The 13,715-nt window shown below is 69.5% G+C and carries 14 protein-coding genes; 7 read left to right on the plus strand and 7 right to left on the minus strand.

Annotation, left to right across the window (positions count from 1 at the left end; translation table 11 throughout):
• Positions 1–116 precede the first annotated feature (116 nt).
• The 3 genes from pstC to pstB are packed head-to-tail and all read left to right on the plus strand — an operon-like array spanning position 117 to position 2,996.
• Positions 117–1,118, plus strand: coding sequence for a phosphate ABC transporter permease subunit PstC (pstC, locus tag ACFTZL_RS28585; protein ID WP_382588334.1), 1,002 nt, complete (start codon positions 117–119; stop codon positions 1,116–1,118).
• Positions 1,115–2,176, plus strand: coding sequence for a phosphate ABC transporter permease PstA (gene pstA / locus ACFTZL_RS28590; protein ID WP_382588336.1), 1,062 nt, complete (start codon positions 1,115–1,117; stop codon positions 2,174–2,176). The genes pstC and pstA overlap by 4 nt, the downstream gene beginning before the upstream one ends.
• Positions 2,177–2,219: 43 nt before the next feature.
• Entirely contained in the window at positions 2,220–2,996 is a 777-nt protein-coding gene (gene pstB / locus ACFTZL_RS28595) for a phosphate ABC transporter ATP-binding protein PstB (RefSeq protein ID WP_215120530.1), read from the plus strand.
• 125 nt (positions 2,997–3,121) lie between these two features.
• Here the strand turns inward: pstB and ACFTZL_RS28600 are convergent, their stop codons facing one another.
• Both ACFTZL_RS28600 and ACFTZL_RS28605 read right to left on the minus strand, forming a co-directional pair.
• Complete coding sequence (locus tag ACFTZL_RS28600) at positions 3,122–4,120, minus strand: anion permease (protein ID WP_382588338.1); 999 nt, start codon at positions 4,118–4,120, stop codon at positions 3,122–3,124.
• Positions 4,121–4,128: 8 nt separating this feature from the next.
• The gene (locus ACFTZL_RS28605) at positions 4,129–4,749 is read right to left on the minus strand and encodes a DUF47 domain-containing protein (protein ID WP_059418711.1); all 621 of its coding nucleotides are present in this window, start codon (positions 4,747–4,749) and stop codon (positions 4,129–4,131) included.
• A gap of 218 nt (positions 4,750–4,967) precedes the next feature.
• Here ACFTZL_RS28605 and ACFTZL_RS28610 point away from each other — a divergent pair, with 218 nt between their 5' ends.
• Entirely contained in the window at positions 4,968–5,300 is a 333-nt protein-coding gene (locus ACFTZL_RS28610; RefSeq protein ID WP_376393397.1) for a metal-sensitive transcriptional regulator, read from the plus strand.
• A gap of 5 nt (positions 5,301–5,305) precedes the next feature.
• Here ACFTZL_RS28610 and ACFTZL_RS28615 read toward each other — a convergent pair whose 3' ends face one another.
• Positions 5,306–5,488, minus strand: a complete 183-nt coding sequence (locus ACFTZL_RS28615; protein ID WP_382588340.1) for a hypothetical protein — start codon at positions 5,486–5,488, stop codon at positions 5,306–5,308.
• A gap of 85 nt (positions 5,489–5,573) precedes the next feature.
• Positions 5,574–6,425 (minus strand): hypothetical protein, encoded by an 852-nt coding sequence (locus ACFTZL_RS28620; RefSeq protein ID WP_382588342.1) that lies wholly within the window; start codon positions 6,423–6,425, stop codon positions 5,574–5,576.
• Between the two features lie 359 nt (positions 6,426–6,784).
• Here ACFTZL_RS28620 and ACFTZL_RS28625 point away from each other — a divergent pair, with 359 nt between their 5' ends.
• Positions 6,785–8,341, plus strand: a complete 1,557-nt coding sequence (locus ACFTZL_RS28625) for an FAD-binding oxidoreductase (RefSeq protein ID WP_382588344.1) — start codon at positions 6,785–6,787, stop codon at positions 8,339–8,341.
• Positions 8,342–8,448: 107 nt separating this feature from the next.
• Here the strand turns inward: ACFTZL_RS28625 and ACFTZL_RS28630 are convergent, their stop codons facing one another.
• From ACFTZL_RS28630 to ACFTZL_RS28640, 3 genes are all read right to left on the minus strand, one after another.
• Positions 8,449–9,153: a phosphatase PAP2 family protein gene (locus tag ACFTZL_RS28630; protein WP_382588346.1), complete on the minus strand. Its 705-nt coding sequence runs from the start codon at positions 9,151–9,153 to the stop codon at positions 8,449–8,451.
• A gap of 219 nt (positions 9,154–9,372) precedes the next feature.
• The gene (locus tag ACFTZL_RS28635) at positions 9,373–10,380 is read right to left on the minus strand and encodes an NlpC/P60 family protein (protein ID WP_382588348.1); all 1,008 of its coding nucleotides are present in this window, start codon (positions 10,378–10,380) and stop codon (positions 9,373–9,375) included.
• A 161-nt stretch (positions 10,381–10,541) separates the two neighbouring features.
• Positions 10,542–11,480: an oxidoreductase gene (locus ACFTZL_RS28640; protein ID WP_382588350.1), complete on the minus strand. Its 939-nt coding sequence runs from the start codon at positions 11,478–11,480 to the stop codon at positions 10,542–10,544.
• 72 nt (positions 11,481–11,552) lie between these two features.
• On the opposite strand from ACFTZL_RS28640, the gene ACFTZL_RS28645 reads away from it, so the two are divergent.
• Positions 11,553–12,155, plus strand: coding sequence for a TetR/AcrR family transcriptional regulator (locus ACFTZL_RS28645; protein WP_382588352.1), 603 nt, complete (start codon positions 11,553–11,555; stop codon positions 12,153–12,155).
• Between the two features lie 227 nt (positions 12,156–12,382).
• Entirely contained in the window at positions 12,383–13,675 is a 1,293-nt protein-coding gene (locus ACFTZL_RS28650) for a peptidase S8 (RefSeq protein ID WP_382588354.1), read from the plus strand.
• The last annotated feature ends 40 nt before the right edge of the window (positions 13,676–13,715 follow it).

The raw sequence follows: 13,715 nt of genomic DNA on the forward strand, positions 1-13,715 counted from the left end.
CCCCTCCCCGGGACGGGGCCGCACCGTCCGGTGCACCGCCGCCAGTGGCCGTACCGCCGGTACGGCTCCGCAGAGCCGTCGCACACCGCGTACGGCTCCGCAGACCGGAGAACCTGATGGATACATCCGCACAGATAACCGACGCACCTCCCCCCGCTCCGCAGCCGGCCACCGACAAGCGCGCGGCGCGCGGGACCACCCGGCCCGGAGACCGCATCTTCCTCGGTCTCTCCCGCGGCTCGGGCATCCTGCTGCTGGTGATCATGGCCGCGATCGCGGTCTTCCTCACCTACCGCGCCTCCCTCGCGATCAGCAAGGACCAGGGCAACTTCCTCACCACGTTCGAGTGGGACACCAACCTCGTCCCGCCGAACTTCGGCATCGCCGTCCTGGCCTTCGGCACGGTGGTCTCCTCGATCATCGCCATGGTCATCGCGGTCCCGATCGCCGTCGCCATCGCGCTGTTCCTCACGCACTACGCCCCGCGCCGGCTGAGGGGCCCGATCGCCTACGTGATCGACCTGCTCGCCGCCGTGCCGTCCATCGTCTACGGCCTCTGGGGCGCGCTGGTCCTGGTGCCGAACATGACCGGCCTCTTCAGCTGGCTGAACGACTACCTCGGCTGGACCGGCATCTTCTCCTGGGAGGGCGGCGCCCCCCGCTCCATGCTGACCGTCGGCATCCTGCTCGCGATCATGATCCTGCCGATCATCACCAACGTGAGCCGCGAGGTCTTCCGGCAGGTCCCGCAGATGCACGAGGAGGCGGCCCTGGCGCTCGGCGCCACCCGCTGGGAAGTGATCCGCATGGCGGTCCTGCCCTTCGGCCGCTCCGGCGTCATCTCCGCCTCGATGCTCGGCCTCGGCCGCGCCCTCGGCGAGACGATGGCCGTCGCCACCGTGCTCTCCCCGACCTTCCTGATCGAGACCAGCCTGCTCGACCCGGGCGGCGGCACGTTCGCGCAGAACATCGCCAGCAAGTTCGGTGAGGCCACCGAGTTCGGCCGGGACGCGCTGATCGCCTCCGGTCTGGTCCTGTTCGTCATCACCCTGCTGGTCAACGGCGCGGCCCGCGCGATCATCGCCCGCCGCAAGGAGTACTCGGGGGCCAACGCATGAGCACCGCAACCATCGCCCCCAAGGGCCCCAGCACCCTGCGCGGCGCCCGCCTGCCCAAGTGGGCCCCGTACGGCATCGCCGCCGGCTCCGTCGCCGTCGCGATCGGCATCGGCCTGGCCGGCGGCCTGCACAGCCGGGTCCAGTGGGGCCTGATCGCCGCGCTCCTCTACCTCGTCGGCTCCTACGCCATCGCCACGGCCGTCGAGGGCAAGCGCCAGGCCAAGGACCGCATCGCGACCTCCTTCGTCTGGGTCGCCTTCCTGCTCGCCGTCATACCGCTGGCCTCGCTGGTCTGGTCGACCGTCACGCGCGGTGTGAAGGTCCTCGACATCTACTTCCTGACCCACTCCATGGGCGTCGTCGCCGACACCGAGCCCGGCGGCGGTATCTACCACGCCATCCTCGGCACCCTGGAGCAGGTCGGTCTCGCCACGGTGATCGCCGCGCCGATCGGCGTGCTCACCGCGGTCTACCTCGTGGAGTACGGCCGCGGGAACCTCTCCAAGGCCATCACGTTCTTCGTCGACGTCATGACCGGCATCCCGTCGATCGTCGCGGGTCTGTTCATCCTCAGCCTCATGCTGATGTTCGACATGCAGCCCTTCGGCTTCGCCGGCTCGCTGGCCCTGGCCATCCTGATGATGCCGGTCGTCGTCCGCTCCACGGAGGAGATGCTCAAGCTCGTCCCGAACGAGCTGCGCGAGGCCTCCCTGGCGCTGGGCATCCCGAAGTGGCGCACCATCCTGAAGGTGGTCCTGCCGACCTCCATCGGCGGCATCACCACGGGCATCATGCTGTCGATCGCCCGCATCACAGGCGAGACCGCCCCGGTCCTGCTGCTGGTGTGGGGCAACGCGTTCATCAACGCCAACCCCTTCGAGGGTGCGCAGGCCTCGCTGCCGCTGTACATCTATCAGCAGTACGCGAACAGCGCGGGCTCCGGTGCGGCCTACGACCGTGCCTGGGCGGCGTCGCTCACCCTCATCGCCTTCGTGATGCTCCTGAACCTGGTGGCCCGCGGGATCGCCCGCTGGAAGGCCCCGAAGACCGGTCGCTGACGCGGCCATACAGCGACTGTCTGAGTCTGGAAGTGACGTACTAATGGCCAAGCGAATCGACGTAAGCGGACTCACCGCCTACTACGGCTCCCACAAGGCGATCGAGGACATCTCGATGACCGTCGAGCCGCGTTCGGTGACGGCGTTCATCGGCCCGTCCGGCTGCGGCAAGTCGACGTTCCTGCGCACGCTGAACCGTATGCACGAGGTGACGTCCGGCGGCCGGGTCGAGGGCAAGGTGCTGCTGGACGACGAGGACCTCTACGGCTCGGGCATCGACCCGGTGTCCGTGCGACGTGAGGTCGGCATGGTGTTCCAGCGGCCCAACCCGTTCCCCACGATGTCGATCTTCGACAACGTGGCGGCGGGGCTGCGGCTGAACGGCAGCTACAAGAAGAGCGAGCTCTCCGACATCGTCGAGCGGTCGCTCAAGGGCGCGAACCTCTGGAACGAGGTCAAGGACCGCCTGAACAAGCCCGGCTCGGGCCTCTCCGGCGGCCAGCAGCAGCGCCTGTGCATCGCGCGGGCGATCGCGGTCGAGCCGAACGTGCTCCTCATGGACGAGCCCTGCTCGGCGCTCGACCCGATCTCCACCCTCGCCATCGAGGACCTGATCGGCGAGCTGAAGGAGCGCTTCACGATCGTCATCGTGACGCACAACATGCAGCAGGCGGCGCGCGTCTCCGACCGCACGGCGTTCTTCAACCTCGCCGCGGTCGGCCAGCCCGGCAAGCTCATCGAGATCGACGAGACGGAGCGCATCTTCTCCAACCCGTCCGTCCAGGCCACGGAGGACTACATCTCCGGCCGCTTCGGCTGATCCGGCCCCGCCGAGACTCCTCGCGGTGCTGCATGGCGGTGCCACCGCGAGGCCGAAAAGGGCCCGCCCCTACTCCCAGGGGCGGGCCTTTTCGCGTACTGACTCTGCTGTCTACAAGCTGCTGTCTACAAGAACGCCAGACTCACGATCCCGTACGACGCCGCGGCGACCAGCGCGGCCGCGGGCATCGTGATGAACCAGCCGAGAATGATGTTCTTGGCGACACCCCACCGCACGGCGTTCACGCGCTTCGTCGCGCCCACGCCCATGATCGCGGACGTGATCACATGCGTCGTGGAGATCGGCGCCTTGAACAGGAACGCCGTGGTGAACATGATCGACGCGCCCGTGGTCTCCGCCGCGAACCCCTGCGGCGGGTCCAGCTCGATGATCTTCCGCCCCAGCGTCCGCATGATCCGCCAGCCACCGGCGTACGTGCCCAGCGACAGCATCACCGCACAGGCGATCTTCACCCACACCGGGATCGGGTCGCCGTAGTCCTCGACATCCGCGATGACGAGCGCCATCACCACGATGCCCATCGTCTTCTGCGCGTCCTGCAGACCGTGCCCCAGCGCCATACCGGCGGCCGAGACGGTCTGGGCTATGCGGAAACCCCTCTTGGCCTTGTGCGGGTTGGCCTTGCGGAAGATCCACATGATCGCGGTCATCACCAGATAGCCGGCCAGCAGACCGACCACGGGAGAGATGAACATCGGGATGACGACCTTCTCCAGCACCCCGCTCCAGTAGACCGTCGTCCCGCCGGCCAGCGCCGCGCCCACCATGCCGCCGAACAGCGCGTGCGAGGAGGACGAGGGCAGCCCGAAGTACCAGGTGACGAGGTTCCAGACGATCGCGCCCACCAGCGCGGCGAAGAGGATTCCCATCCCCTTCGAACCGACGGGCGTCTGGATCAGCCCCTCGCTGACGGTCTTGGCGACCCCGGAGCCCATGAACGCGCCGGCGAGGTTCATCACCGCGGCCATGGCCAGGGCGGCCCGCGGCGTCAGCGCCCGCGTCGAGACGGACGTGGCGATCGCGTTCGCCGAATCGTGGAAGCCGTTGGTGTACGTGAAGAAGAGCGCGACCGCGATGGTCACGACCAGAGCAAAGGTGTCCATGAAGAGGCTCAGGACTCCTTTACGGCGATGGTCTCCACCGTGTTGGCCACGTGCTCGAACGCGTCCGCCGCCTCTTCCAGCACATCCACGATCTGCTTGAGCTTGAGGACCTCCATGGCGTCGTACTTGCCGTTGAAGAGGTGGGCCAGCAGCTTGCGGTGGATCTGGTCGGCCTGGTTCTCCAGGCGGTTGACCTCGATCCAGTACTCGGTGAGGTTCTCCATCGTCCGCAGATGCGGCATCGCTTCGGCCGTCAGTTCGGCAGCGCGCGCCAGTACCTCGATCTGCTGGTCGACGCCCTTGGGCAGTTCCTCGACGTTGTAGAGGACGACCAGGTCGACGGCCTCCTCCATGAAGTCCATGATGTCGTCGAGGGACGAGGCGAGGGAGTAGATGTCCTCGCGGTCGAACGGCGTGATGAACGAGGAGTTCAACTGGTGGAAGATCGCGTGCGTGGCATCGTCACCTGCGTGTTCCGCTGCCCGCATACGCTCTGCGATCTCGGCCCGGGCGGATGCGTCCGCCCCGAGCAGTTCCATCAGGAGTTTCGAGCCCGTGACGATGTTGTCCGCGGAGGCGGCGAACATGTCGTAGAAGCTCGTCTCCCTGGGGGTCAGACGAAAGCGCACGTGGGGTCCTCGGGGTGCTTCGGTTTCGTTGCTTCGGTTTCGGTCAGGCCGATGCTAGGCGCATCATCCGGCCACGGCTATCGGGCCGCCCCCCAGTGTCGCCCATCGGGCACAGTGGTGAGCACGGGGGCGGTCCGAGGGGCCGTATACCCAGCAAAGTTCGGTACCATATACCCACTAGGGGTATATGTCGGCTCACTGCCCACCAGGAGGACCCGATGACGGACGTGACCGACGCCACCGATGTCGGAAATGTCACTGACGCCGGTGTTCACGGGTACCACAAGCAGAAGGACGAACACCTCAAGCGCCTGCGCCGCATCGAGGGCCAGATCCGCGGCCTGCAGCGCATGGTCGACGAGGACGTCTACTGCATCGACATACTCACGCAGGTCTCCGCCTCCACCAAGGCCCTGCAGTCCTTCGCCCTGCAGCTACTGGAGGAGCACCTGCGCCACTGCGTCGCGGACGCGGCTCTCAAGGGCGGTGACGAGATCGACGCGAAGGTCAAGGAGGCGACCCAGGCGATCGCCCGCATGATGCGGACGTGAGCCGGTTACCTCCTGGCGGCTGAAGCGTCCCGCTCCTCGGCCACTTTCAGCACCTCGTCGATGCTCTCCAGGCTGAGCCGCTCCTCGTGCGCGGCCGAGGCCGCGATGATCAGCTCTCCGCACAGCTCGATCTCGGCGAGGGCCACGTAGTCCTGAACTGCCGTACCGCCGACCGGAGCCACGTGCATCACCTCATCTCTGCCGTTACCGACTTCCTAGAGTAGGGAGCGGCCTACACACCGCGCATGGCACGGACGGGCTAGTTCACGCCGGTCAGTTCTCGGCGATCTTGCCCGCGTAGATGTCGTCGTCGTCCGGCAACCGTACGCGCACCGAAGCCCCGAAATCGTAGAGCAGCGTGGTCGAGGCGACGGCGACGGGGCTCTTCTGCTGCCCGTTCACGAAGCTGAACCGGTGCCGGACCTTGCGGATGCGGCCCTCGTCGTCGAGGTAGGCGTCGAACGGCACCTCGGCCGTGGCGAACCCTTTTGCCGCCGCGGCCAGGGCCCCCTTGTTGCCGCCGGAGGCCCGCTTCGCGGCGTCACCGAGATCGGCCGTGCCCCGGTAGTGCCGCACCCCGGTGCCCGCGACCTCGGTCCTGCCCACGTACGTCGCCGTCCGCGCCCCGCGCAGCACCTCGGCCGCCGCGAACGGATCGGTGGCCCCGCCCGTGACGAGGTTCCCGTCGGACAGGGTCCGCGTGTCCACCCGCACCCACTTGTCCGACGGCACACCGGCACCCCGGTTCTTCATGAACAACGCCCCGGGCGCGAGCAGTTCGGTGATGGGCCGATGCTCCATGGCCCCCGCGGGATCCTGCGGCAGCAGCACCTTCAGCCGCCCCATCCGCTTCCGGTAGTCGTAGACGCCGGCGCCCCGGATGGTCACCCGGGTCCCGCCGGCCGCCATCTCCATCGACGTACGGGCCTTCGAACTCCCCGCCTCCACCAGCCGGTCGGCGGCCCGGCGCAGCACGGCGACCGGGTCCCCGCCGCGGGAGTCACCGGCGGCCGCGTCACCGCCCGAACACCCGCCGGTCCCCAGCCCCACCCCGGCCACGATCCCGGCCGCGACGACCGCCGCACCCGTCCGCCTGTGCCACCGTTCCCGCTGCCGCCCAGTCATCGCCTGCCTACCCCCAGCCGGTACGTCCGTCACGGGCCCCCTTGTTGTTCCTGATAACGACGGGTATGTGCCCCCCGTCACGCGAGCACGCGGCAGCCGCCATGCAAACCCTTTACCTGGGGTGAGTACGGTGGTCGGCGTGGCGCAGCAGGACGGGCCGGAACACCTCACGAGCACAACGGAGAAGGGCCGCTTCTGCATGGCCCACTGCACCTGCGGCTGGCGAGGCCCGGCCCGAAGAGCGAGAAGCCAGGCGCGCACGGACGCGGAGAAGCACGCGGCGGGCTGACAAGGCCGAGCACCATGGAACCCCCATCCCCACGGCCCCGTCTCCCACGACGGAACCACCGGGAGGCCCCATGGAACGGCGAACATTCCTCGCAGCCGGCACGGCAGGCATGGCCGCAGCCGCAACACCCTTCACCACCGCCTGCACGAAGTCGGACACAGGCTCCGGGGCCAGAGCCACCGCCAGGACCGCGACGACCACGACGAAGTCGAACGTCACCGCCGCCAACTGGTCCGCCCTCGCCCGCGACCTCGACGGCCCCCTCGTCCGCCCGGGCGACTCGGCCTGGGCCACGGCCCGGCAGCTCTACAACACCCGCTTCGACAGCCTCAAGCCCGCAGCGGTCGCGTATGTGGACCACCCGGACGACATCCGCACGGCCCTGGCCTACGCCCGCGCCCATGCCCTGCGCGTGGCGATCCGCAACGGCGGCCACTCCTACGCCGGCTGGTCCTCGGGCGACGGCCGTCTGATCATCGACGTCTCGAAGCTCAACCGCGTGCGGGCCTCCGGCAGCACCGCGGTGGTCGGCGCCGGCGCCAAACTCATCGACGTCTACCGCGCCCTCACCGCGAAGGGCGTCACGATACCCGCCGGCTCCTGCCCCACCGTCGGCGTCTCCGGCCTCACCCTCGGCGGCGGACACGGCGTGGTCTCCCGCGCGTACGGCCTGACCTGCGACAGCCTCACCCAGGCCACACTGATCACCGCCGACGGCAAGCAGCTCACCGCCAACGCCCGCGAGAACAAGGACCTCTTCTGGGCCCTGCGCGGCGCCGGCAACGGCAACTTCGGTGTGGTGACGGAACTGCACTTCAAGACCCACCCGGCACCGCAGGGCGTCTCGGCGTATCTGTCCTGGCCCTCGTCGAAGGCGGCCGCGGTGGTGAAGGCCTGGCAGGAGTGGGGGCCGTCGCAGCCGGACGAGATCTGGTCGTCCCTCCATCTGGCGAGCGCCGCCGGCGGCAGGCCGACCGTCTCCGTCGCGGCCTTCTCCCTCGGCACCTACGGCGAGCTCAAGAACGCGGTCGACCGCCTCGCCGACCGCGTCGGCGCCCCGGCGAGCAGCGTCTCCCTGAAGCGGCGCTCCTACGAGGAGTCGATGGAGGTGTACGCCGGCTGCTCCTCGTTCCCGACGGACGCCCAGTGCCATCTGCCCGGCTCGACCCCGGGCCGTTCCCCGAAGGGCGCGCTGGGCCGCGAGACGTACGCCGCGGCGTCGGACTTCTTCGACCGCTCCCTCTCCGCGGCCGGCATCCGCACGCTGCTGTCCCAGATCAGCTCGGTGCGCGGCGGCACGGGCAGCATCGCGCTCACCGCGCTGGGCGGGGCGGTGAACCGCGTCTCCCCGACGTCCACGGCCTTCGTCCACCGCCGCTCGCGCATGCTGGCCCAGTACATCGCCGCCTGGCGCCCGGGCACGTCGGGCGCCACGGCCCGCGACTGGCTGGCCTCGGCTCACAAGTCCATGCGCCCCCACGCCTCAGGCGCGGCCTACCAGAACTACACGGACCCGACCCTGACGAACTGGCGCAAGGCGTACTACGGAGAAGCGGCAACACGCCTGACCAAGCTCAAGAACGAGTACGACCCGAACCACTTCTTCACGTATCCCCAGGCTCTGTAGGACTGAGCTGCGGGCAATCGTGCCGCTAAGGGCGGCACGGGTGGGCGCAGCGGCACCCCGCTACGCCGGGCTGCGCACCCACCCGCCCTCAGCAGCGACGCCGGTCACTACGCAGCAAGGTCCCGCTCAGAAGCCGACTCCCGCCGAGCCCCGGGAATCACCGCACCCTCCCCGTCACCGGCCCCGCGCCCACGAGCCCGCACAAGCCACCCCACCCGAGGCGACCGCTCCACCGCCCGAGTCACCGGCGTCAACAACGCCATGGCCACCGGCGACAACAACAACGCCACAGCCGTACCCAGCGCGAACCCGCCCACGACATCCGTCGGATAGTGCACGCCCATGTAGACACGGATGAACCCGCCGAACACCGCCAGCACCAACGCGACGAGCCCGAACTTCCGGTGGGCGACGAACAGCCCCACCGCCATCGCCATGACGATCGTCGCGTGGTCACTCACGAACGAGTAGTCGGTCTTGCCGGAGACCAGTACCTCGAGCCCCTGATGGTCGAGGAACGGCCGCGGCCGCTCCACGAACCCCCGTATCGGGACGTTCACCAGCACCGCGATCCCCGCCGCCAGCGGCGCCCAGACCAGCGCCGCGACGGAGGACGCCGCGTCCTCGTCCCCCCGGCGCCGCACGGTCCACCAGCACCAGACCACGAGCAGGACGATGGCGAGCAGAAGCCCGTACTCGCCCACGAACTCCATGACCCGGTCGAACCACCCTGGCGCATCCTTGGCCAGGCCATTGATGTCGTAGAGCAGGTCGACGTCAGGGTTCGACCCGGATTCGGCGAGTCCAGCCATGGTGCTGCGGCCCCTTCGTCGTCTCTCGGGCGCACCTGTGCGTGCGCCGCTCCTGCCACCCCCGTGGTTGTAGACCGCTTCCGCACTGACGTCCGCTCGGCTACGTCATCAGGAACGCATGGTCCCCGTTGATACGTTCCACACTCCACCGAATGATCACGCAGACGTTATCGAAGAGAGATACGTCTTCGCAGCTCAGGGGGTGGGTTCACGCTCGGCTCACACCGTCGTGGGCAGTGCTTTCGCGCCATCTTCGGTGACTCGGGTGGCTCCGAAGTAATCAGGGGTGTCGATCGGGTCGAACCGGATCACAGCACCTGTACGCGGCGCATCGATCATGTACCCGCCTCCGACATAAATACCGACATGCCGGATGGCCCGTGAATTGGTGGGGTCGTCCGAGAAGAACACGAGGTCGCCGGGGAGCAGTTCGTCCCGACCCGGGTGCGGTCCCGCGTTGTACTGGTCGTTGGCGACGCGCGGGAGCTTGATGCCCACGGTCTCGTAGGCGGCCTGGGTCAGTCCCGAGCAGTCGAAGCGTCCGCCCTGCTCAGCGGTACCGGTGCCGCCCCACAGATAGGGCGTGCCGAGCTTCTTCTGCGCGTACTCGATCGCACCGGCGGCCTGCTCGGAGGGGTCGACCCGCCCGACGGGCGCCGCGAAGCTCTCCGAGAGCGTCGTGATCCGCTTCACGTAGTTCCGGGTCTCGTTGTACGGCGGAACGCCCCCGTACTTGATCACCGCGTACGCCCCGGCGTTGTAAGCGGCCAGCATGTTTTCGGTCAGATTCCCGCCGACCTTCTTCACGTACGAGGCGAGTTCGCAGTCGTACGAGGCGGCGGAGGGAATCGCGTCCTTGGGGTCCCACACATCCCGGTCCCCGTCCTTGTCCCCGTCGATGCCGTGCGAGGCCCAGGTGCCGGGGATGAACTGCGCTATCCCCTGCGCGGCGGCATGGCTCTGGGCCTTCGGGTTGAACCCGCTCTCCTGGTAGAGCTGGGCGGCGAGCAGGGCCGGGCTGATGGCGGGGCAGAGGTTGCCCCACTTCTCCACCAGGCCCGAGTACGCGGCGGGCACCGCCCCCTTGGCCAGCACCTTCGCCCCACCGCCCACGCCATTGGCCAGGTTCCCGGCGACGATGTAGACCCCGACGACGAGCAGCATCACGAAGGCCAGGGCGGAGCTGATCGCAACACTCGCCACGATCCATGCCTTACGCACCGTCAACCGCCCCTCACCGCATGCGAGTCCGTCGCCTGGTCAGTGTAGAGGGGGCTGCCGTACTCAGGAATGATCACGAAGAGGAGAGTCGGGGGCGGAAGGAAGAACCGGCCACAGCAAGGGCGGCACGGCGGAAGCACGCCCGGGGGAACCGGCGCACAGGGTCGTCACAGGAGCGGGTTGCGCACCCCTGTTACGCCGGCCACGGTCAGCGGGAACAGCGTGCCCGTCAGCTCCTCCGACACCCGCCACAGCCGACGGGCCGTCAGCGGGTCGCTGGCCGCACGGGAGCGGCCCACCAGGGTCGGGGCACCGCGCATCTCACCCAGGCCGTCGGGGCCCACGTAGCTCGCGCCGGGCAGGTCCTGGGTGGCGGCGTAGAGGGTGGGGAGGGCACCCGCCCGGTCGTCCTGCGCGAGGAACCTGTTGCCGAGGCGCATGAAGGCGCGCGCCGCCGGGTTGGCCGCGTGGCTCTGGAGGTTGGTGGCCGAGTAGCCGGGGTGGGCGGCCAGGGCGCGGACGGTGGAGCCCGACTCCGCCAGCCGGCGCTGGAGTTCCAGGGTGAACAGGAGGTTCGCCAGCTTGGACTGGGCGTAGGCGCGCTGCGGGGTGTAGCCCGTCGTCAGGTCCAGGTCGTCGAAGCCGATCCGCGCGCCACCCCAGCGGTGGGCGCCCGAGGAGACCGTGACGACGCGGTCGGTGATGTGCGGGAGCAGCAGGTTCGTCAGGGCGAAGTGACCGAGATGGTTCGTGCCGAACTGCGTCTCGAAGCCGTCCTTGGTGTGCTGCCTGGGCAGCATCATCACGCCGGCGTTGTTGATCAGCGCGTGCAGCGGTTCCCGCCAGGCCCCGGCGAACTCCCGCACGGAGGAGAGGTCCGCCAGGTCCAGGCGCCGCACCTCGGTACTGCCGCGCACGGTCGCCGCCGCGGCCCGCCCCCGCTCCGGATCCCGTACGGCGAGGACGACGTGCGCACCCGCCCGGGCCAGCGCGTCGGTCGCGGTGAGACCGATGCCGCTGTTGGCGCCGGTGACGACGACGGTCCGGCCGGTGAGGTCGGGCAGGCGGCCCGCGTTCCATGTCTCGTTGCTCTTCTGCTCAGCCATACCCTCGAATGTAGGCGCCGCCAACAATGCTGTCAATGACAACAATGATGGCAGCATCAACATCGGGATACGATGGTGCGCATGCCCGAGAGCCGCCCCTATCACCACGGAGACCTGCGCTCCGCCCTGCTCGCCGGCGCCGAGCGCACCCTGCGGGAGAAGGGGGCCGGCGCGCTCTCACTGCGCGAACTGGCCCGCGAGGCCGGCGTCAGCCATGCCGCACCCGGCCGTCACTTCAAGGACAAGCAGGCCCTGCTCAACGCCCTGGCGCTCGCCGGATACGACCGGCTGGGCCAGGCCCTGGACGGCGCCGACGACGCCGCCCTCCCGCTGGAGCGGCGGCTCACCGCCCTCGCCCGGGCCTATCTCGCCTTCGCGATCGACAACGCCGAGCTGCTGGAGCTCATGTACGCCCGCAAGCACGAGCCGGACGCCTCGGAGCAGATGGCCGCGGCCGTCGACCGGACGGTGGGCTCGCTGGAGCGGGTCATCGCCGACGCCCAGGAGCGCGGCGAGATCATCGCGGGCGACCCGCGGCACCTCACCCTGCTGACCGGCGCCACCCTCCAGGGCATCGCCTCCTTCGCGGCGGGCGGCATGCTCGCCCCCGAGGCGGCCCTGGACGGCATCGAAGAGCTCGTCCACCTCCTCCTGCACGGCCTCAAGCCCCGCTGATCCCGGGCCCCTTGGTCAAGCCGCGCCCATCCCCCGCCCATCGAGCCGCCATCGACCGGTAAGCCCGGCCTCCCCTTCAGCAATGCGGCAGTCAGGATTCCGAAAGGCGTCTTGTTGTCACGTACTCAACAAGCGATCGTCGTCGCGGGTCGCCGCCCCCGCCGGGAACCGCACCGGCGGACCCCCCGCCCGCAGGCCTCTGTCCACCACTGCCAGGAGGCTGTACCTTGCGCACGACATCGCCCGACACCCCCTCCACCCGCCGCAGATGGCTCCGCACCGGCTCCGCCGTCGCCGCCACCGCCGCACTCCTGCTCACCGGCCTCGCCACCGCCGCCACCGCCCAGGCCCAGGCCCAGGAGAACTCCTCCAAGGTGACCTGGACCCGTTCCTGCGCCCTCCCCCGGCACAAGAACGAGATGGCCTGCAACGCCCTGCGCGTCACGGGCGGCCGCACCGCCTTCCAGCAACAGCACGGCATCTCCCCCCAGGCCGCCGACGCCACCGCCCCCTCCGGCTACGGCCCTTCCGACCTCCAGGACGCCTACGGCCTGACCTCCGCCGCCGCGAGCAACGGCACCGGCCGCACCATCGCCATCGTCGACGCCTACGACGACCCGAACGCCGAGTCCGACCTCGCCGCCTACCGCTCGCACTACGGCCTGCCCGCCTGCACCACCGCCAACGGCTGCTTCAAGAAGGTGAGCCAGACCGGCTCCACCACCTCCCTCCCCACCGCCGACAGCGGCTGGGCCGGCGAGATCTCCCTCGACCTCGACATGGCGAGCGCCGTCTGCCCGAACTGCCACATCGCCCTCGTCGAGGCCAAGTCCGCCTCCATGGCCAACCTGGGCACCGCCGTCAACGAGGCGGTCGGCCTGGGCGCCAAGTACGTCTCCAACAGCTACGGCGGCGGCGAGTCCTCCTCCGACGCGACGTACGACTCCTCGTACTTCGACCACCCGGGCGTCGCCATCACCGTCAGCGCGGGCGACGCGGGCTACGGCGCCGAGTACCCGGCGGCCTCCAAGTACGTGACGGCCGTGGGCGGCACCAGGCTCGCCACGTCCTCCAGCAGCCGCGGCTGGACCGAGAGCGTCTGGCGGACCAGCAGCACCGAAGGCACCGGCTCCGGCTGCTCCGCCTACGACACCAAGCCCGCCTGGCAGACCGACACCGGCTGCGCCAAGCGCACCATCGCCGACGTCTCGGCCGTCGCCGACCCGGCGACCGGCGTCTCCGTCTACGACACCTACGGCGCCGACGGCCAGGGCTGGGCCACCTACGGCGGCACCAGCGCCTCCGCCCCGATCATCGCGAGCGTCTACGCCCTGGCCGGCACGCCCTCCGGCGGCTCCTACCCGGCGAGGTTCCCCTACGCGAACACCGCCGCCCTGAACGACGTCACCAGCGGCTCCAACGGAAGCTGCACCACCAGCTACTTCTGCACCGCCCGGACGGGCTACGACGGCCCGACCGGCTGGGGCACTCCCGAGGGACTCGGCGCCTTCACCGGCTGACCCTTCCCCTCCCGTGACAGAACGTCACCGAGGAACGGGC

The organism is Streptomyces sp. NPDC056948, assembly GCF_042674225.1.
In the GTDB taxonomy this organism is placed as follows: Bacteria; Actinomycetota; Actinomycetes; order Streptomycetales; family Streptomycetaceae; genus Streptomyces; species Streptomyces purpurascens.